The following is an 18905-nucleotide window of genomic DNA, read 5'->3' on the forward strand; positions in this document are numbered from 1 at the left end:
ACCATGTGATACACATCTAGGTTTTTTATGTAGGTGATTGTCAGTACTAAATAGAGTGAGATACTATATCAGAATCAGTTGGACATACAAAAAAATACTATCTCATTTGAAAAGGAGATAGTATTTTTGGAGTATGCATTATGAGCAATTTATATGCAGGTTAATGATAGAAAAATCTGATGAGTATACCACCCATAATTAAGACAATTGCACCACATAAGCGGTTCGCCATTTGTGCAAAAGCAATCATTTCCATGCGATTAGCTGCAGATAATACAGCAATATTACCTGTACCACCCATAGAGTTGTTGATCATACCAGCTCCGATAGCAGTTTCTACGGGATACATGCCAAGTACTAAACCTAGGAACCAACTGGTTAAGCCCATAGCGATGACACTTGTTAAACAGAGTACGACAAATTGCCATGAAAAAGCAGATGCAAGTGTTCTAAGGTCTATCAATGCTAGACCAATCCCTGCTAGTACAGCATGTGTTAAATTAGTCATAATCACTTGATTAAACATGCTAACAGACTCTTCTAATTTTTTCGGTACAGTGTTCGTTGCTTTGATGATGAAGACAATAATGATCATAAAAGCATATTCATGAATTTTAGGGAAAAAGTTATTCAGAATTGTTCCGACCATTAATAAAGAGAAAGCAAACAGCATACCAACACCGATGCGTTGTGCATCAAGAATGATTTTTGGTTTTTCTAGTTCTTCTTTTGTAGCGGAAATTAAGGTACCGTGTCCATTATATTTTGTCTTGGCAAATAATTTGGAAATTGATAAAGCCCCAATGATGGCGATAATATTACCAAAAGTAACGGCTGGTGCTAATTGAGAAAAGATGACGGATTGGTCACCATGAGAAAGGGCGTGTGCATATATTTGAGAAAGCGGTGTAATCCCTGCTCCCATACCACCTGCCATCATTGGCATTGAAACATACATAACAGAGTGAGCAAACCCTTTACCAAGTAGCATCCCCATCCCACCAACAGCAAAGAAGCCGACAACCATCGTCACCAAGGCAACGGGGATGAACTTAGTAGATGCTTTGATTAGTAGATTGCGATTCATCCCTAAGATAGAGCCACAAATAAGTGCGGCGATATAGAAATCTAGGAAACCGAATTGTCCACCCATAAATTTACCAACAGCGCCGATGACATGCGTTGGCACGATATGAAAGGTAGCTAGTAAGGTTGCACCGATTAAGGTAAATACAGATCCACCTCCTAGATAGGAGTTCATGATCGGTAATTTTTCACCTATAAAATACAATAAGTGACCTAGCGCAACTAATAACAGTGTAATCCCAACCATATTCAGTGGTAATTTACCTAATGCTGTGACGATGATTAGCGTAATCATGACAAAGGCATAAAGCGGTAGGCTAATGCCAGAAATTTTGATACTAGTTATTTTTTTCATGTGTGATTACGCCTCTTAATATTCTGGATACCATTTGAGCGCTCTAACTGCTTTAGCCATATCAGTTTCTGACGCTTTAGCGAGACCTTGTGCTTGTGCAGTCTTAGCTACAGCTTCAGCAACTTTGATAGAAACGTCTGCAACGTATTGGAATGGTGGTAAGACTGGTGCACCAGGTTGTGCTAAATCAACCATACCACTGAGTGAATGTGCTGCTGCACCAATCATTTCGTCAGTAAGTAATGATGCTTCTGATGCTAACATCCCAAGGCCCAATCCTGGGTAGATAAGGGCATTATTTGCTTGACCAATTTGATATTCAACACCTTTATAACTAATAGTACCTGAAGGGACACCAGTTGCGACAAATGCTTTGCCGTCTGACCATTCAATGACTTGTTGAGCTGTTGCTTCTAGTTTTTTGGTTGGATTTGAAATAGGGAAGATAACAGGACGTTCTGTATTTTCACACATTGCTTCAACGACTTCTTTAGTAAATGCACCTGCATGCGTCGAAGTACCAACTAAAATAGTTGGCTTAACTGTTTTGATGACATCAAGTAGATTTGTCATATCTCCTGCGTTAGCAAAGTCAGCACGGTTTTTAGCAAATGGTTTTTGAGCAGGTGTTAAATCATCCATATCATCAAATAAGAGACCTTGTTTATCAACCATAAAGAAACGTTTGTAAGCTTCCTCTTCAGATAAGCCTTCACTTACCATTTCTGCATGGACACGATTAGAAATACCTGCACCAGCAGATCCCCCACCGTAGCAAAGGTAGATTTGATCAGTTAATTTGCCACCTGTGATATCAAGTGACCCAAAAATACCACCGAGTACAACGATACCTGTTCCTTGGATATCATCGTTAAATGTTGGGATAACTGTTTTGTATTTATCTAAAATCGTTGCAGCATTTGAACGACCGAAGTCTTCCCAGTGTAAATACAATTTAGGGAACATCTCCTCAGCAGTATTGACGAATTTGTCGACAAAGGCATAGTAGCTATCACCATAAACACGTTTTTGGTGATTACCCAAGTACAATGCATCTTCTAAAAGTTCTGCTCTATTTGTTCCAGCATCAATCACGACAGGTAACACGCATTTAGGGTCTATTCCTGCTGCAGCTGTATAGATCATTAATTTTCCGACAGAGATATCAACACCTTGTGTTCCCCAGTCTCCAATACCAAGAATACCTTCAGCATCAGTGACAACAATTAAGCGAATATCACGATCGCCAGCAGCATTTTTTAATGTTGCTTCGATGTTTTCAGGGTGGTTAATATCTAAGTAGGCTGCATATTGTGTGTCTACAAAAAGACGGCTATAATTTTCGATTGTATCTGCGATTGTTGGGTCGTAGACGATTGGGTTAAATTCTACAATATGTTGGTTAAACAAATAATAGAACAAGGTACGGTTAGTATTGAAAATTTCCATCAAGAAATGACGTTTTTCCAAGTCTGATGATTTTGTTAGATAATGTTGATACGTTTGTTCTGCTTGTTCTTCTATCGTTTGAACGTGAGGGGGTAAGAGACCGATCAAACCAAGTTCTTGTCGTTCGCTTTCTGTAAAAGCAGTACCTTTATTTAAAAAAGGGTTGTTTAAGACTTCATGTGCACGCATTTGTACATCCTCCAATTAATATAATTTGTTTTGACTTCTTTACACCCTATAGTCTATACCTTATAAGTACTTATAGTCAATTTTGTCAGTTATGATAACTTTTGAGAATAACAAATTCGCTGATGAATGTGCTAAAATAATGGAAAAGGAAGTGGCGTATATGAATTTAAGAGATTTTGAGTTTTTTCATGCATTAGGAGAGGTATTGTCATTTACACAAGTTGCTCATCAATTTGGTGTCAGCCAACCAACGATTAGTCATGCCATGAAACGACTTGAGGCATATTATGACTGTGATTTAATAAAAAAAGATCCGTCTCATCGATTTGTCGTTCTGACAAAAGAAGGAGAAATATTAAAAACGTATGTGAGACATATATTATATGAATTCACAGTCCTACAACGGGCGATAGAACACGCCAGACAAGATCAAGTATATGTTGGGTTCCCACCCATGATTCGTGCAAGAATCTTGCCTGGATTGTTGACAGAAGAAGGTGCAGTAGAGCTGATTTCAAGTTTTGAGTTGGTTTCTGGAGGGTCAAAAGCACTATTACTTAAGTTATTATCGGGGCAATTAGAGTTTAGTTTGATCGGTAGTGTAACGCCTTTAGTACACCCTAATTTAACAGTAAAACAATTATATCAACGTGATTTTTATATTTTTGTAGCCAAAGAAAATCCGTTAGCACAAAAAAAAGAGATCTCATTTGAAGAAGCGTTAGATTATCCATTTGTATTACTAGAAAATGACTTTGTGCATACAAAAGCTTTTCAAAATTTAAGTGACAAATATAGAAAAAAAGCTCGTATACTATTTCGCTTTTCTGATGCCCATACGATTGGACAGATGGTTAAGTCAAATGTAGGGATCACACTCATGACCGATTTTCTACCTTTTCAAGACATGAAAGGGTTAGTCAAAATCCCTCTGGCTAGTGAAGATAAAGTGTCATTTTATGTCCAATATGCTTATTTAAGAAATGCAGTCCTATCAGATAAACTCTTGGTATTGATAGATATGCTAGATAAGTTATCACAAAAAGACCAATCAGAACCATCATAAACTAGTTTATAAAAGTCTAATACATCATTAGGCTTTTTTTGATATGGTTTACATTAGCTTTATCTCGTATGTGAGGGGCAAACTTTTGGTGACGTGTTTGGTCGTCGTTGTCGTAAAAAAGCTACTAGATACATCATTTATGTGTAGACGATTAAATATGATTATAATTTACATTAATTTACAGAAAATACTTGAAAAATGGGCCATAAAAGGATAACATTATATACGTCTGTATTATAGAAAGGAACTTTGAAATGTCAAAACCGATTATTGGCATCACCTCAGGTGTCATAGTTGATGAGGGAGGGATGTTTCCTGGTTATCGTCGTGTATATGCAAATGAGGATTATATTAGCTCAGTTGTACAAAATGGAGGCGTACCACTCATTATTCCTCTGAATACCAGTTTAGCCGTCATTGAACAACAAGTTGCAATGATTGATGGCTTAATTTTAACAGGGGGAAATGATATAACACCTCTCAAATATAATCAAGAGCCTGAGCAAAAATTAGGTGATTTATTTCCAGAGAGAGATCGATTTGAGTCTGAGGTTTTAAAGCTTGCTAAAGCAAAAACAGTACCGATCTTGGGTATTTGCTGGGGTGCGCAATTGATCAATGTGTGTCATGGTGGGAATTTGTATCAAGATTTAAGTTATCGATCTGAAAAAACATTAAAACATTGGCAGTCTCATAGTGCTGCGCAAGTCACTCACTCAATAGAGCTAGTTGAGGGATCTAAGTTGAAATCTATCATAGGCAGTGAAGACATTCTTGTGAATTCATTTCATCACCAGGTCATGAATAAGGTAGCTGAAGAATTTAAGGTAAGTGCAATAGCAAAAGACGGTGTAGTCGAAGCGATTGAATCTAAAACTTACCCTTTTTTAATGGGTGTGCAATGGCATCCAGAAATGTTGCATAAGTCAGTATCAAGTATGAATCTGATTTTCAAGGCCTTAATACGCCAAGCAGAAGGGAACTAAAGATGACTAAGAAAATTGGCTTTTGGTCAATTGTATTGTTAACCATTAACTCAATTATCGGCTCTGGAATTTTCCTATCTCCTGGTGCCGTCGTTGCTAAAGCAGGAAGTAAGACACCTCTTATTTATTTTTGTGCTGCTATATTTGCATCTGTTCTTGCGGTTACGTTTGCCTCAGCTTCAAAGTATGTATCAAAAAGTGGTGCAGCTTATGTCTACGCTAAAGCAGCCTTTGGCAGTAAGATTGGCTTTTATATTGGCCTAACACGCTACTTTGCAACCTGTATTTCTTGGGGTGTTTTGGCTACAGGGGTTGTTAAGATTCTCTTGACCTTATTTGGGTTTGATAGTGGGAATTTTATGGATGTAAGTATTGGCTTTGTGCTTTTTATGTTGGTCATGCTAGTCATTAATCTTTTAGGACCTAAGGTCTTTAAAATTATTAATAACACGGCAACCATTGCCAAACTATCAGTATTAATCTTCCTGATCTTGATAGGAATCTTTATTGTCATCTCAACCAAGACAAACCACTTTGCTGACATCAATAACTTGAAAAATGCAAGTGGTGCACCTTTGATTCCAAAAATGACATCATCCATCTTTGTCATGTCAACTATCGCAGCCTTTTATGCTTTTGCAGGATTTGAAACAGTCGCAAGTGGTGCTGGTGATATGGAAAAACCAGAAAAAAACTTGCCAAGAGCAATTCCTTTGGCTATCTTGATTATTGCGATTATTTATATCTTAATCGTTACAGTATCGATGATGATTGATCCAAAATCATTGATCTTAAGCAAACAAGTGATTGCTTTAGTTGCGGTATTTAGTCAACCACTGATTAAGAATTTGATTTTATATGGGGCTTTAATTTCGATGTTTGGGATCAATGTGGCCTATTCTTTTAATACACCACGTGCGTTAGAAGCCATCTCAATTGAAAAACAACTATCTCCATGGTTTAAGAAAAGAACAAAACAAGATTTTCCTTTAAGAGCATTTATTATCACGGCAGTGATTGCAATCTTAATTCCCATGGCATTTAATTATACTATGACTAGCATCATGGTCATCAGTTCAATCTCGAGATTTATCCAGTTTCTAATCGTACCATTAGCTGTCATGATGTTCTTTTATAATAAAAATAAAGAAAAAGTACTGGATAATGTGCAAAAGAATATCGTAACTGATGTGATTATTCCTTGTATTGGGCTAGTGTTGACAGCTGTGCTTTTAGCTAAGTTTGATTGGCTGGGCATGTTTACACTGATTAACGTGCATGGTGGACGAAGTCTTAACCTATTTGCGATCCTTGCCATGGCGATTGGCTATATTATCATGCCAGCTGTTGTGATGACACTAGAACTTAGCAAACAAGCTAAACAAAGCGCTAATGAATGAGCGGTATCCGTATGCGCTTATCAAAAAAGAGTTATCAAAGAGGGTTAAAGTAATGGGCATAAATACAAAATTATTACATGATTATCCAGTTGTTGATCCTTATACTGGTGCCTCATCTATTCCAAAGTATCAAACGTCGACTTTTAGTCAACAACACTTATCAGATCCGGATCAAGACTTTACCTATACACGTTTTGGTAATCCGACGATTGAAGCGTTGGAGAAGGCTTTTTGTAGTTTAGAAGACTCAACTTATGCCTTATCTTATGCATCTGGCATGGCAGCCATCTCTAACGTTTTGATGTTGCTAAAATCTGGTGATCATATTATTTTACCAATAGAAGTTTATGGTGGGACATGCCAATTTTCGACGTGTGTTTTACCTCAATATGGGATAGATGTTTCTTTTGTAGATATGTCATCTATTGAAAAAATTGAAAAAGAGATCACACCTGAAACAAAGATGATCTACATCGAAACACCTTCTAATCCACTTTTAAAAGTCACAGACATCAAAAAAGTTTGTGACTTAGCAAAAGCACATGATCTATTGGTGGTTGCAGATAATACTTTTATGACATCCCTTTATCAACAGCCTTTAAAATTAGGTGTAGATATTGTGGTCGAAAGTATTACAAAGTTTATCAACGGTCACAGTGATGTCTTAGGTGGGTTAGTCGCCACAAATAATAAAGACATCTATGAAAAACTGCAACTGTTCCAGAAAAACTTTGGTGGTATCTTAGGTGTAGAAGATGCGTGGTTGACTTTACGTGGCATGAAGACACTAGGACTTAGGATGAAGCAGTCTATCAATAATGCTGAGCAAATCGCTGACTTTTTAAGCACACACAAAAATATTAAAACAGTTTATTATCCAACGCTAAGGACTCATACTGGTTCAGAGATACATCAACAACAAGCTAAAAGTGGTGGTGCGGTTTTATCATTTGAACTTGTGAGTGAAGATAAGATAGATGTTTTTCTTGAAAAGCTGACATTACCTATCTTAGCAGTTAGTTTAGGTGGTGTAGAGTCTATCTTATCTCATCCAGCTACCATGTCACATGCTTGCCTGTGTGATGAAGAACGTGCAGCACAAGGTGTAAGCAATACCCTGTTTAGACTATCTTGTGGCATTGAAGATGCTGAGGATTTATTGGCAGATTTGGCACAAGCGCTAGAAATTTGATGTGATGCGATCGATTGTTTGAAATGATTTTTGATTTTGATATCTTGACATTGATCGGAAATTCTAGTATGATTTTAGGTATATTGAAAAGAGTAGCAAACTGATAACTTAACAGAGAAGATGGTCGTGTCTGAAAGCCATTTAGGGGAAAGTTTGTGAAGTTCACTTCATGGTAACAATTAAATAATGATAATTAAGCTAGGCATATTGTCTAGAAATTAGGATGGTACCGCGGTTTTCGCTCCTTTATGGGAAGTGATGCCGTGGTATTTTTATTGAAAGGGAATTATGAGCTTACAAGAAAAAATAGCTGAACTACGAAAGCTAGCGCTTGAAAAATTAGCAGATATTGCAGATGAAAAGACGTTAAATGAACTTCGTGTTTCTGTACTTGGTAAGAAAGGTCAGTTAACTGATATCTTAAAAGGTATGAAAGACTTAACAAATGAAGAACGACCAAAAATTGGTGCCTTGGCAAACGAACTGCGCGATGAGATTACAAGTCTTTTAGAAGATAAAAAAGCAGTCATTGAAGCTGCGATCATTGCACAAAAATTAGCTAATGAAACACTTGATGTGACCTTACCAGGGACTAAAGTGGCAAAAGGCAATCGTCATATTTTGACACAAACGACTGAAGAAATCGAAGATATCTTCTTAGGTATGGGATACCAAATCGTAGATGGGTATGAAGTTGAAACTGATTACTATAACTTTGAACGCATGAATCTACCTAAAGATCATCCAGCACGTGATATGCAAGATACTTTTTATATCACACCAGAAATCTTGCTTAGAACGCATACAAGTCCAGTTCAAGCTAGAACGATGGATGCGCATGATTTTTCAACTGGTCCACTAAAAATGATCTCACCAGGACGTGTGTATCGTAGAGATACTGACGATGCAACGCATAGTCATCAATTCCATCAGATAGAAGGTCTTGTGATTGATGAAAATATCGCCATGAGTGATTTAAAAGGGACACTTGATTTGCTTGTGAAGAAAATGTTTGGTGCTGATCGTAAAATTCGCTTGCGTCCTAGCTATTTCCCATTTACAGAACCCTCAGTAGAAGCTGACATCTCATGTTTCAAATGTGGTGGTAAAGGGTGTAATGTTTGTAAATTAACTGGTTGGATTGAAGTACTAGGTGCTGGTATGGTCCATCCAAATGTACTTGAGATGGCAGGAATCGATAGTAAAAAATATTCAGGATTTGCTTTCGGATTAGGACAAGAGCGTATTGCCATGTTACGATACGGTATTAATGATATACGTGGATTCTATCTAGGTGATGCACGTCTATCTGAGCAGTTCATTGGTTAAGGAGAAAAAATGCAAGTATCATATAATTGGTTAAAAGAATTAGTCGATATCGATGTGCCAGCTCATGACTTATCAGAAAAGATGTCGACGAGTGGGATCGAAGTTGAAGGGGTTGAGGTCCGCTCTGAAGGCCTCTCTAAGCTAGTTGTAGGCGAAGTCTTATCTACCGAAGCGATTCCAGAGACACATCTGAATATCTGTCAAGTAAATGTTGGAGAAGAGCTACCAACACAAATCGTTTGTGGCGCACCAAATATCAAAGCAGGTATCAAAGTGATTGTTGCCTTACCAGGTGCAAGAATTGCTGGCAATTATAAAATCAAAAAGGGTAAAATCCGCGGTGTTGAAAGTCTAGGGATGATTTGTAGTCTTCAAGAGATTGGGTTTCCTGAAAACATCGTACCAAAAGAGTATGCAGAAGGTATCTATTATTTACCAAATGATGCAGTCAGTGGTGATGAGATCTTTGACTACTTAGAGATGCATGATGAGGTGTTAGAGTTATCTATCACACCAAACCGTGCGGATGCTTTATCGATGCGTGGTGTCGCACATGAAGTTGCTGCCATCTATGAAGGCAAAACAGTACACTTTGATGAAAAAGTACTGACTGAATCTGATGTGAAGACAAGTGATAAGGTTTCTGTTACAGTTGAGTCAGATAGAGTGAGCACGTATACGATGCGCGTGATTGAAAATGTGGCAGTGGCCCCAAGTCCACAATGGTTACAAAATCGTTTGATGAGCGAAGGTATTCGCCCAATCAATAATATCGTAGATGTGACTAATTTTGTGCTCATGTATTTTGGCCAACCACTACATGCGTTTGACTATGCTAAATTCGAAGATAAAGCAGTTGTCGTACGTCAGGCTAAAGACGATGAAACAGTAACAACTTTAGACGGTGTTGATCGTAAATTGTCAAAAGAGGATACGATCATCACAGTCGCTGGGAAACCTGTCGCACTTGCTGGTGTCATGGGTGATAAAGATACAGAAGTATCAGCTAAAACAACAACGATTGCTTTAGAAGCTGCGATTTTTGATGGGACAACTATTCGTAAAACGTCTCAAAAATTTAACTTGCGTTCTGAGTCAAGTGCCAGATTTGAAAAAGGGATTAACCAAGCAGATGTGACAAATGCCTTAGATTATGCTGCAGCCATGATTGTTGAACTGGCTGGCGGTACTTTGACACAAGGAATTGTAGCTAATAATGACTTTACTGCTAAAGATGTGACGGTATCTATTACAGTAGATAAACTGAATCGATCACTTGGTTTATCACTTGATACAGCAGCTATCATCAGTATTTTTGATAGATTAGGTTTCACGACTGCTGTTACTGGCGATCAACTTGCTGTGACTGTGCCACCACGTCGTTGGGATATTTCGATTGAAGCAGATTTGATAGAAGAAGTTGCCCGTATCTATGGGTATGATAATATCCCTAACACATTACCGCAAGCTGGTAACACAATCGGGGAATTAACACCGGCACAACGTCTTTCTCGTGAAGTTCGGACGACATTAGAAGGTGCTGGTCTATCAGAAGTGATCTCGTATTCACTGACAACAGCTGAAAAAGCTGTTCAGTTTACAAAATTACCAGTGAAGCAGTTGACAGCTCTAGCGATGCCGATGAGTGAAGAGCGCAGTACATTACGCGTTAATCTCATCAGTGGGTTATTAGATATTGTTAGCTATAATCTTGCACGAGGTAACGATCGTCTAGCACTTTATGAAGTTGGTAAAGTATTTGCGACACTTGGTAATGAAACTGACAAACGTCCGACAGAATTACCACAAGTTGCCTTTGCATTAACTGGTAAAGACTATGATTTTTATGCGATTAAAGGGATAATTGAGGCCTTATTGCTTAAATTTGAACAGGTTCGTTTTGAAGCTGACGACTCTATTGTTGAGCTACATCCAGGTCGTACTGCACGTATCTTGATCGGTGAGACTGAAGTTGGGTTTGTAGGTCAAGTGCATCCAGTTATTGCTAAAAGCTATGATATTTTTGAAACTTACGTTGCGAATCTTGATTTAACTGCCTTGTTGCTTAAACAACCAGAACAAGTTATCTTCACTGATATTCCTAAATTCCAAGCATCTAAACGTGATATCGCGCTTTTAGTTGATCGTACGACGACTAACCAAGATATCTTAGATTTAATTCAAGGTAGCAAGGTGAAAACGTTGATTAAAGCAGATCTCTTTGATGTTTACACAGGAGAAAATGTTGCCTCAGATAAAAAATCTTTAGCCTATACATTAACTTTCCAATCAGCTGATAAACAATTAACTGATGATGAGATTACAGCTGCCGTGGCTAAGATTACTAAAAATATCTTGGCATCTGGTGCTGAAATTAGATAATAGAAAAAGCCTACACCTGTAGGTTTTTCTTGAAAGGAAAAAAAGATGACACACTATTATGATCAACACTTGCATACACATTTTTCTTATGACTCTGAAGCTAATTTTATAGATTACCTGGAAAACTCGAGCGGATATGTCGTGACAACGGAACATTTTGATGTCGCAAACCCAGTGACAGGTCAGACTGATGCACCTAATTACCAAGAGTACGCTACTGAAATTGAACGACTTAACAGACAGTTTGATAATCGGATTTTAAAAGGGATTGAAATCGGTTATTATCAACCACAAGAGCGTGAGATTTTAGACTACTTAGCAGATAAGACTTATGATTTAAAATTGTTATCTGTCCATCATAATGGTGAGTTTGATTATTTAGATGAGTTTGTTGCTGATATGAACTTTGATCTGATATTTAGTCAATACTTAGAAAAGCTAAGCTATGCGATCGATCGTAATGATGAGCTGCAAGCACATGTCTTAGCTCATTTTGACTATGGTATTCGCTTATTTGATGTGACACGAAAGGATCTGGAAAAATATGAAGCGCAGTTATTGGCTATATTTGAGAAAATGATTGCAGCAAATTTAGCATTTGAAATCAATGCTAAATCAACACATTTATATCATCATTTACCCTTGTATGCCTATGCAATTGAACTGGTCCAAAGACTGGGAGGGACCTTGTTTACTTTGGGTTCTGATGGTCACAAATTGGCACATTACCAATTGGCATTTGATGAGTTAAAAGACTGGTTAAAAGCACAAGGGATTACCCAACTGGTTACGTTTAAAGGTGGAGAACGTTTCTTTTGTGACCTCTAAGCCGTGATAAGATGAGTCATGACACCATGTGAGTTGATGAATGACGCATAAAAAAGCATCTGGATTTGATATAATCCAGATGCTTTTTCATATTATTTAGCTTTTAATGCAGCCATTGTAATGTAGTTATAAGGTTGGTTGAAATGTGGCAAGAAGAAGATATCTAGCAATTTCAATTTATCAATCGTTACATGTTCTTGAATGGCAAGACTGAACATATGGATATTTGCTGCAATATCTTCAGTAGATGCTAATTGTGCACCAACGATGCGACGAGTTGATTTTTCATAAACGATACGAATTTTAACAGAACCGTTTTCTTTGATGAAAGCAGGTTTTTGTAAGTCTTCGAAATCAGTGTATTCAACGTCGATATTATTTTTTGCAGCAGCAGCAACAGATAGACCAGTAGAAACCATGTTGAAGCCAAAGATAGAGATACCGTTACTACCTTGTACGCCGATAGAATCTAGTACTGTACCACCAATGTTATGACCAGCAACGATACCGCTACGAACAGCATTAGTTGCAAGTGCGATATAAGTAGTCGCTTCAAGTGCGTTTGAGTAAATCGTGGCACAGTCACCTACAGCGTAAACGCTATCGTCACTTGTTTTTTGATGATTATCAACAAGATAAGCACCATTTCTAAATGTTTCTAAATGTTCACTACCAAGATCTGAATTAGCAGTAAATCCAATTGCATTGATAACCATATCAACATCATAAGCTGCTTTATCAGTCACTAATTGGTTAACACGACCGTTATCGTCTGCTTTATATTCAGTTGCTAATTCACCAAAGTGCAGCTCAACTCCGTTTTCTTCAAGGTTTTTATCCATATGTTTTGTAAACTCAGGATCATAGTAAGAAGCAAGTGAAGTTGGCATTGCATCAAACAAGAGTACATTTTTGCCACGACGTTTAGCAGCTTCAGCAATCTCAACACCGATATAACCAGCACCGATAACTGCTACTGTTTTAACAGCTTCAGATGAGATGTCTTTATCAACAGCTTGCCCTTCTTGGAAAAGTTTCAAGAAGTGGATGCCATCTAAATCTTTACCAGGGATATTTGGCACGATAGGTTTACTACCAGTAGCAAGCACTAATTTGTCGTAGCTTTCTGATACTGATTCACCAGATTCATTATCAAAATGTACAACTTTGCCATCAAAATCAATATTTGTTACAGTTGATAACATATGAATTTTAGCGCCACGTTTGATGAAATCTTCTTTATTTGTGTAGAATAATCCCTCGTAACCATCGATTTGGCGACCTACCCAAAGTGCAGTACCACAGCCTAGGTAGCTCAAGTTAGTATTGCGGTCAATCAGGACAACTTCCTGATCAGGATAGTTATCTAAAAGCGTATTTGCAGCAGCGATCCCTGCATGATTTGAACCGATAATTACAGTTTTCATAGGTATTAAATGTCCTTTTCTTTTTTGACAATCCGGTATAGAGTGACTGAATAACGGATTGCTAATGCTGAAATAATGAATGTTTTAACACCTTTATTATAATCTAAAAAGAAAGCGATTGCAAAGGATTTGCACGAAAAAGATAAAAAAAGTGAGAAAACAAACGAAAAAGTCAGCGTTTTTGACGTCTTGCAAATTCAGTAAATTGAAATTTGTCTACTTGGTGATGACTGTCAGTATATTGGAATAAACTGGCATCTTGTAAAAAGACATGGCTTTTTACACTAACGATGTGACGATCTAAGGGATCTAAGTCTAGGAGTTGCGTGTCAGCTTCAGTAACGAAATCAATCGTAATTTCTTTTTGAGCGAAGGCGATATCGATATTGCGCTTGGTCTCAAGATAATGATAGAGTGAGTCAGCGACATCCTTACGTTTCATATTTGGGGCGATATCATATTTGATAAAATCACGGTCTAGTACGACCGACACCCCATCTATTTTTCTAGTTCGTAGTATATGCCAAACTTTAGTGCCTATAGGAAATAAAGTTGTAGCTGATAACTCACTATCAACAAGCACCGTCTCAAACGTCACCACACTAGTGACACTTTCAAACCCCAATGAGGTTTGTAACTCTTTATAACTTGTTAATCCTGAAATGGGAAACTTTAGCTTACTCGAAGCAATAACAACTGAACCACGTCCTTTCTGTTTTTGTATAAATCCGTTTTCTTCTAGTATATTTAAAGCCTGGCGTACGGTTGCCCTGCTTGACTTATACTTTTTGGAAAGATCATGTTCACTTGGCAAAAGCTCATTAACCTTAAAGGTATTGTTCTTTATTTTATTTTCCAAGTCATGGAGAATGATTTCATATTTCTTCATAAGTCAATTTTACCAAAAAATAGCAAAAATATGGTATAATGCGAGAGAAATTATATAAGAAAGCGCTTAAGTAAATAAGCGTTAGTGATGTTTGGTAATACCATAATAAAATAATAACGTAACGATTAGCACTAGGTGATAGCTTCACCGCAGTATGAAAGGAAAAACATGATTCAACTTATTGCATCAGATATGGATGGGACACTCCTGAACGAAAAGATGGAAATTTCTAAAGAAAATATCGCAGAGATCAAAAAAGCGCAAGCAGCAGGTATAAAGTTTATGGTTGCGACTGGGAGATCTATCGAAGAAGCGATGCCTATTTTAAACGCCGCAGGGATTACGTGTCAATTCATCACGTCAAACGGTGCACAGATATTTGATGAGGATGGACAAAATATCAGTACTGTAGGGATTGAAAGAGACGGATTAAGGCAAGTGGTAGCTATTTTACGTCGTCATCAACTGTATTTTGAATTATTTACCGATCAAGGCGGGTTTACAGAAAATAGTGAGGCAAGATTAACAACTGTTGCTCAGTGGTTAAAAAGTACATCTCCGACATTATCAGAAGCACAAGCACTTGATATTGCTAAAGCACACATGACAACATTACCCATACATGATGTTGCAAATTTTGATGAGGTTTTGGCAAATACTTCCCTAATGATTTTAAAAGTATTTGTAATGGCAAATATTGATACCCCTAGTTTGTTATCAGCGAAAGCAGAGTTATTGAAGATTTCAGGATTGAGTATTACCTCCTCTGGTGCTAACAATATAGAGGTAAATCATTGTGATGCGAAAAAAGGTCAAGCACTCACAAAAGTGGCTGATAAATTGGGTATTCCCTTAACTGCTGTTGCAGCATTAGGAGATAACTTTAATGATGTCAGTATGATTAACGCAGCAGGTGTTGGTATTGCGATGGGAAATGCTGAGGCGGATGTGAAAGCTATTGCTAGCTATACAACCCTTAGTAACATTGAGAATGGAGTTGCCTTGGCGGTAGAGAAATTAGTCACGGGTGAGTGGCAATAAAAATATGAGAAATAGGTTGATTTGACTAGCTTAACACTTATTGCTTATTTTTTATTATTTCCTTGAAACGCAACTCATTAACTTGATTCAGTCTAATCGTGTAACTCTAAAATAAACATAGATGATGAGGAGATAATATGACAAAAATAAGTGATGTAGCAAAAAAAACGGGTTATTCTATCACAACTATTTCTAGAGCGATTAATGATCATCCGTATGTATCTGATAAAGCGAAAAAGAAAATTTTTGATGCGATGAGAGAGTTGGATTATTATCCAAATAATGTCGCACAACAACTTCGTGGTAAGCGCACCAAATTAATCGGAGTGATTATTTCATTTATTACGAATCCATTTTTCACGCATCTGGTAGATGCAATTGACAAAACGGCTTTTCAAGCAGGCTATCAAATTGTTGTTTTACAAACTTTGGAAGAAGCTGGTCGTGAAAAAAAATTTATAGAAATGCTAAAGAAACATCAACTAGATGGGTTAATTATGACAAGTTTGGATGATGATAGTCCAGAAGTGTTAAAGCTCATCGAACAAGGTAAGATTGTTGTGTGCAATCGATATCTTGGCGATCAAAACATACCTGTTATCCGAATTGATGAAAAAAAAGCAACTTATGAAGCTGCTTATTATTTACTAGCTAAAGGCTATAAAAAAATTGCGTATGTCTCAGGTAATAAACAAAGTAGAATTCACAATGATTCAAGGTTTTTAGGTTATTTGCAAGCGTTAAAAGAATTCAATATTGAGATGGATTTAGCTCATTTGTTTTTGAGCAGGCTTTCTGTAACTGACGGTAGAAGTACATTAATAGACATGTTAGCATTAGGAGACAACAGACCTGATGCAATTTTGGTGATCAGTGATGAAGTTGCTTCAGGTATTTTAAGTCAGTGTCACGTCTTAAATATCAGAGTACCTGATCAATTTGCCATCATCGGGTTTGATGATCAGCCTACGGCAGAAGTGATGTATCCAGGTTTGACGACAGTTAGACAGCCTATCAAAGAAATGGGACGATATGTGGCTGAGGTTATGATTTCACATATAGAACATAAATCACTACCACAAGCTCCAGAACTCACGACAAAGTTAGTCATTAGAGGTACAACCTGATAAATAATAGTCAGATTTATCAAAAAAAAAACAAAATTTTCATATTTAAATATAACTTAATTTATAAAAATAAATAAATAAGAGTTCGATGAGTAAAAAAGCTCTTAAACCCTTGGCATGACTTATATTTTCATATGAAACAGCATAATATGAAAAGGGTTGACATACTAAAAAAAGTGTAGTAGAATTCAAGTATAAAGAAATGAAAGCGTTTGCTTTTTGGGAGGGAGTGCCGTAATATAGCTGTTTTTGGGAGTTGATGCTAAACATTGTGTCATACAACCACATGAAATGTTAAGTCATATTTTACATTAATTGATATATTTTATGAAAACGATTAGCATATTTATGTGTTGTATTATCATAATGACTAGTTTCACGTATGCTAGGAGGTATAGGATGAAGAAGTGGCAAAAGTTAGGTCTAGGTTTAGTGACAGTAACAGCTGTAGCAACGTTAGCTGGCTGTGGCAATGCTAGTTCTAAAGGTAGTGGTAGTGGAGATGATTTTCTATATGTATTTAATGGTAAAGGTGAAATCGCTGATCCACTAAAAAAAGTTGTTGAAGAGTATGGTAAAGAACATAACATCAAAGTCAAGACTTACACACTATCTGTAGGGACAACTAATGGAAATGAAGTGCAAACAACTGAGTTTAATTCCAAAACGCCGCCAACAATTTTCTCTTCAGGTACTTTGACAAACTGGGGACCAGATTCTGGTGATTACATGCAGGATATCAATAAAGTTGATAATTCAAAATTGAAAAAATTAGCAGATGAAGTTCCTGAAGCGCAACGATTGACAGCAAAAAATGGTGAAAATTTTGGTATCCCATATAATATTGAGGGGTACGGCTATCAAGTTGATAAAAATGTGCTAAAAGATTTGTTTGAAGGCGATACAGATGCTTTGGTAGCTGATCTTAAAGCAGAAACAAACTATGAATCATGGCAAGCATTTGTTAAAGCTGTTGATGCCTATATCAAAAATGGAACGGTATCAACTGTGACAGTTAATGGCCATCCTTACACATTCGCATCAGAGAAAAAAGGTTTAGCTAAAGAGTTAAACGGTGTATTTGTAGAGTCAGGAGCTGAACTTTGGACTTATCAAAACCACTGGGTATCTTTCCCATTAAATGCAGTATTTAAGAATGTATCAGAAGCGTATTATGCGAAAAAAGATGAGGGCATCAAAGATGCTAAAGCAGCGCTTAAAGCAGAAATCAAAGGTCTTGATTTTGAATATTCTTACATAGCAGGAAAAAATGGCCCTGTAAAACGTGGCCCTGACTTTATCGATAGTGCGACAGGAAGTTATGATGCGTCGCTTGCTAACTTCGTTGCACATAAAGGGTTATTTCTTAAACAAGGGAATTGGATCTATCCAAACTTATTGAAATTAGATAAAAGTATTATCAATACTATGGATCTTATACCAGTTAAATGGCCAGTTCAAGATGGTGATATAAAGGTTGCAGGTCGTGATGCTAAACTATTTAATACCACAATCCCAGCATTTGTACCTAACTACTTTATTATTAATAAACAAGTTAGTAAAAAACAACAGAAAATTGCAGCTGATTTCATTGTTTGGCTTTATACATCTGAACGAGGTAAAAAATTCCTTAAAGATGAAGCAGGCTTCATTATGTATAATGACTTGAAAGATACAACATCTCCAAACAAACTTAATAATGCGATTGCTTCATACGTAGCCGCTGGTCCTACTCTTGCCAATACATTTGATGGGACACCAGGATCATTTAATGATACGATTGGTGATTATTTGAAGAAAAATTATATGACTAAAGAAACTTGGACTGATAAAGATTATGATAATTATGTCAATAAATCAGTTAAGACTTGGGTAGATTTTAAAGAACAGAGTGGTCAGTAATTAGGCACGTTTCAAAAAAGGGCATTTAAGTTAGATTGCGCACTTTTGTTAATTGTTCACATGTCAAAATTGGTTTGTTGTCAAACTAATTTGTATAACAATAGCGACAAGTGTATCAGTCAAAACAGATTAAGACCGTTTTTGAACTTGTCTTATGTACACATCTCTAACTGTCATTTAATACCCGTATTGTAAACGCAATACGGGTATTAAATTCTAAACATATGTTGGGTAGATGTTGTGACTGATATTATGCT

At 36.9% G+C, this 18905-nt stretch carries 14 protein-coding genes; 10 read left to right on the forward strand and 4 right to left on the reverse strand.

Going from position 1 to position 18905, the window contains the following annotated elements:
• Positions 1 to 160: 160 nt before the first annotated feature.
• Positions 161 to 1441, reverse strand: a complete 1281-nt coding sequence (locus tag RU87_RS02620) for a 2-hydroxycarboxylate transporter family protein (RefSeq protein WP_068160276.1) — start codon at positions 1439 to 1441, stop codon at positions 161 to 163.
• Positions 1442 to 1456: 15 nt separating this feature from the next.
• Positions 1457 to 3079: a malolactic enzyme gene (locus tag RU87_RS02625; protein ID WP_068160274.1), complete on the reverse strand. Its 1623-nt coding sequence runs from the start codon at positions 3077 to 3079 to the stop codon at positions 1457 to 1459.
• Between the two features lie 160 nt (positions 3080 to 3239).
• Between RU87_RS02625 and RU87_RS02630 the strand changes: the two genes are divergently transcribed.
• The 7 genes from RU87_RS02630 to RU87_RS02660 all read left to right on the forward strand — a co-directional run bounded on the left by RU87_RS02630 (position 3240) and on the right by RU87_RS02660 (position 12262).
• On the forward strand, positions 3240 to 4145 hold the full coding sequence (locus RU87_RS02630; RefSeq protein ID WP_068160271.1) for a LysR family transcriptional regulator: 906 nt from the start codon (positions 3240 to 3242) through the stop codon (positions 4143 to 4145).
• A gap of 254 nt (positions 4146 to 4399) precedes the next feature.
• A complete protein-coding gene (locus RU87_RS02635) occupies positions 4400 to 5131 on the forward strand; it encodes a gamma-glutamyl-gamma-aminobutyrate hydrolase family protein (protein ID WP_068160267.1) in 732 nt (243 codons plus the stop codon).
• Positions 5132 to 5133: 2 nt separating this feature from the next.
• The gene (locus tag RU87_RS02640; RefSeq protein WP_068160262.1) at positions 5134 to 6531 is read left to right on the forward strand and encodes an APC family permease; all 1398 of its coding nucleotides are present in this window, start codon (positions 5134 to 5136) and stop codon (positions 6529 to 6531) included.
• Between the two features lie 52 nt (positions 6532 to 6583).
• Complete coding sequence (locus RU87_RS02645; protein ID WP_068160259.1) at positions 6584 to 7723, forward strand: trans-sulfuration enzyme family protein; 1140 nt, start codon at positions 6584 to 6586, stop codon at positions 7721 to 7723.
• A 288-nt stretch (positions 7724 to 8011) separates the two neighbouring features.
• The gene (gene pheS, locus RU87_RS02650; RefSeq protein ID WP_068160256.1) at positions 8012 to 9052 is read left to right on the forward strand and encodes a phenylalanine--tRNA ligase subunit alpha; all 1041 of its coding nucleotides are present in this window, start codon (positions 8012 to 8014) and stop codon (positions 9050 to 9052) included.
• A gap of 9 nt (positions 9053 to 9061) precedes the next feature.
• Complete coding sequence (gene pheT / locus RU87_RS02655) at positions 9062 to 11434, forward strand: phenylalanine--tRNA ligase subunit beta (protein ID WP_068160253.1); 2373 nt, start codon at positions 9062 to 9064, stop codon at positions 11432 to 11434.
• 45 nt (positions 11435 to 11479) lie between these two features.
• The gene (locus RU87_RS02660; RefSeq protein WP_068160251.1) at positions 11480 to 12262 is read left to right on the forward strand and encodes a PHP domain-containing protein; all 783 of its coding nucleotides are present in this window, start codon (positions 11480 to 11482) and stop codon (positions 12260 to 12262) included.
• 92 nt (positions 12263 to 12354) lie between these two features.
• Here the strand turns inward: RU87_RS02660 and nox are convergent, their stop codons facing one another.
• Positions 12355 to 13689 carry a H2O-forming NADH oxidase gene (gene nox, locus RU87_RS02665; RefSeq protein WP_068160249.1) on the reverse strand — a complete coding sequence of 445 codons (1335 nt, stop codon included), beginning with the start codon at positions 13687 to 13689 and terminating at the stop codon, positions 12355 to 12357.
• 172 nt (positions 13690 to 13861) lie between these two features.
• Positions 13862 to 14578, reverse strand: a complete 717-nt coding sequence (gene treR / locus RU87_RS02670) for a trehalose operon repressor (protein WP_068160242.1) — start codon at positions 14576 to 14578, stop codon at positions 13862 to 13864.
• Between the two features lie 168 nt (positions 14579 to 14746).
• Between treR and RU87_RS02675 the strand changes: the two genes are divergently transcribed.
• The 3 genes from RU87_RS02675 to RU87_RS02685 all read left to right on the forward strand — a co-directional run bounded on the left by RU87_RS02675 (position 14747) and on the right by RU87_RS02685 (position 18648).
• Positions 14747 to 15619: a Cof-type HAD-IIB family hydrolase gene (locus RU87_RS02675; RefSeq protein WP_068160240.1), complete on the forward strand. Its 873-nt coding sequence runs from the start codon at positions 14747 to 14749 to the stop codon at positions 15617 to 15619.
• Between the two features lie 137 nt (positions 15620 to 15756).
• Positions 15757 to 16746 (forward strand): LacI family DNA-binding transcriptional regulator, encoded by a 990-nt coding sequence (locus RU87_RS02680; RefSeq protein WP_068160238.1) that lies wholly within the window; start codon positions 15757 to 15759, stop codon positions 16744 to 16746.
• A 399-nt stretch (positions 16747 to 17145) separates the two neighbouring features.
• Positions 17146 to 18648 (forward strand): ABC transporter substrate-binding protein, encoded by a 1503-nt coding sequence (locus tag RU87_RS02685; RefSeq protein ID WP_068160234.1) that lies wholly within the window; start codon positions 17146 to 17148, stop codon positions 18646 to 18648.
• Positions 18649 to 18905: the final 257 nt, after the last annotated feature.

The organism is Pseudolactococcus plantarum, from assembly GCF_002441715.1.
Taxonomy (GTDB): domain Bacteria; phylum Bacillota; class Bacilli; order Lactobacillales; family Streptococcaceae; genus Pseudolactococcus; species Pseudolactococcus plantarum.

Bases quoted from the DNA above. Each gene is read 5' to 3' on its own strand.
- RU87_RS02620 (WP_068160276.1), bottom strand. From the start codon at position 1,441: ATGAAAAAAATAACTAGTATCAAAATTTCTGGCATTAGCCTACCGCTT.
- RU87_RS02625 (WP_068160274.1), bottom strand. From the start codon at position 3,079: ATGCGTGCACATGAAGTCTTAAACAACCCTTTTTTAAATAAAGGTACT.
- RU87_RS02630 (WP_068160271.1), top strand. From the start codon at position 3,240: ATGAATTTAAGAGATTTTGAGTTTTTTCATGCATTAGGAGAGGTATTG.
- RU87_RS02635 (WP_068160267.1), top strand. From the start codon at position 4,400: ATGTCAAAACCGATTATTGGCATCACCTCAGGTGTCATAGTTGATGAG.
- RU87_RS02640 (WP_068160262.1), top strand. From the start codon at position 5,134: ATGACTAAGAAAATTGGCTTTTGGTCAATTGTATTGTTAACCATTAAC.
- RU87_RS02645 (WP_068160259.1), top strand. From the start codon at position 6,584: ATGGGCATAAATACAAAATTATTACATGATTATCCAGTTGTTGATCCT.
- pheS (WP_068160256.1), top strand. From the start codon at position 8,012: ATGAGCTTACAAGAAAAAATAGCTGAACTACGAAAGCTAGCGCTTGAA.
- pheT (WP_068160253.1), top strand. From the start codon at position 9,062: ATGCAAGTATCATATAATTGGTTAAAAGAATTAGTCGATATCGATGTG.
- RU87_RS02660 (WP_068160251.1), top strand. From the start codon at position 11,480: ATGACACACTATTATGATCAACACTTGCATACACATTTTTCTTATGAC.
- nox (WP_068160249.1), bottom strand. From the start codon at position 13,689: ATGAAAACTGTAATTATCGGTTCAAATCATGCAGGGATCGCTGCTGCA.
- treR (WP_068160242.1), bottom strand. From the start codon at position 14,578: ATGAAGAAATATGAAATCATTCTCCATGACTTGGAAAATAAAATAAAG.
- RU87_RS02675 (WP_068160240.1), top strand. From the start codon at position 14,747: ATGATTCAACTTATTGCATCAGATATGGATGGGACACTCCTGAACGAA.
- RU87_RS02680 (WP_068160238.1), top strand. From the start codon at position 15,757: ATGACAAAAATAAGTGATGTAGCAAAAAAAACGGGTTATTCTATCACA.
- RU87_RS02685 (WP_068160234.1), top strand. From the start codon at position 17,146: ATGAAGAAGTGGCAAAAGTTAGGTCTAGGTTTAGTGACAGTAACAGCT.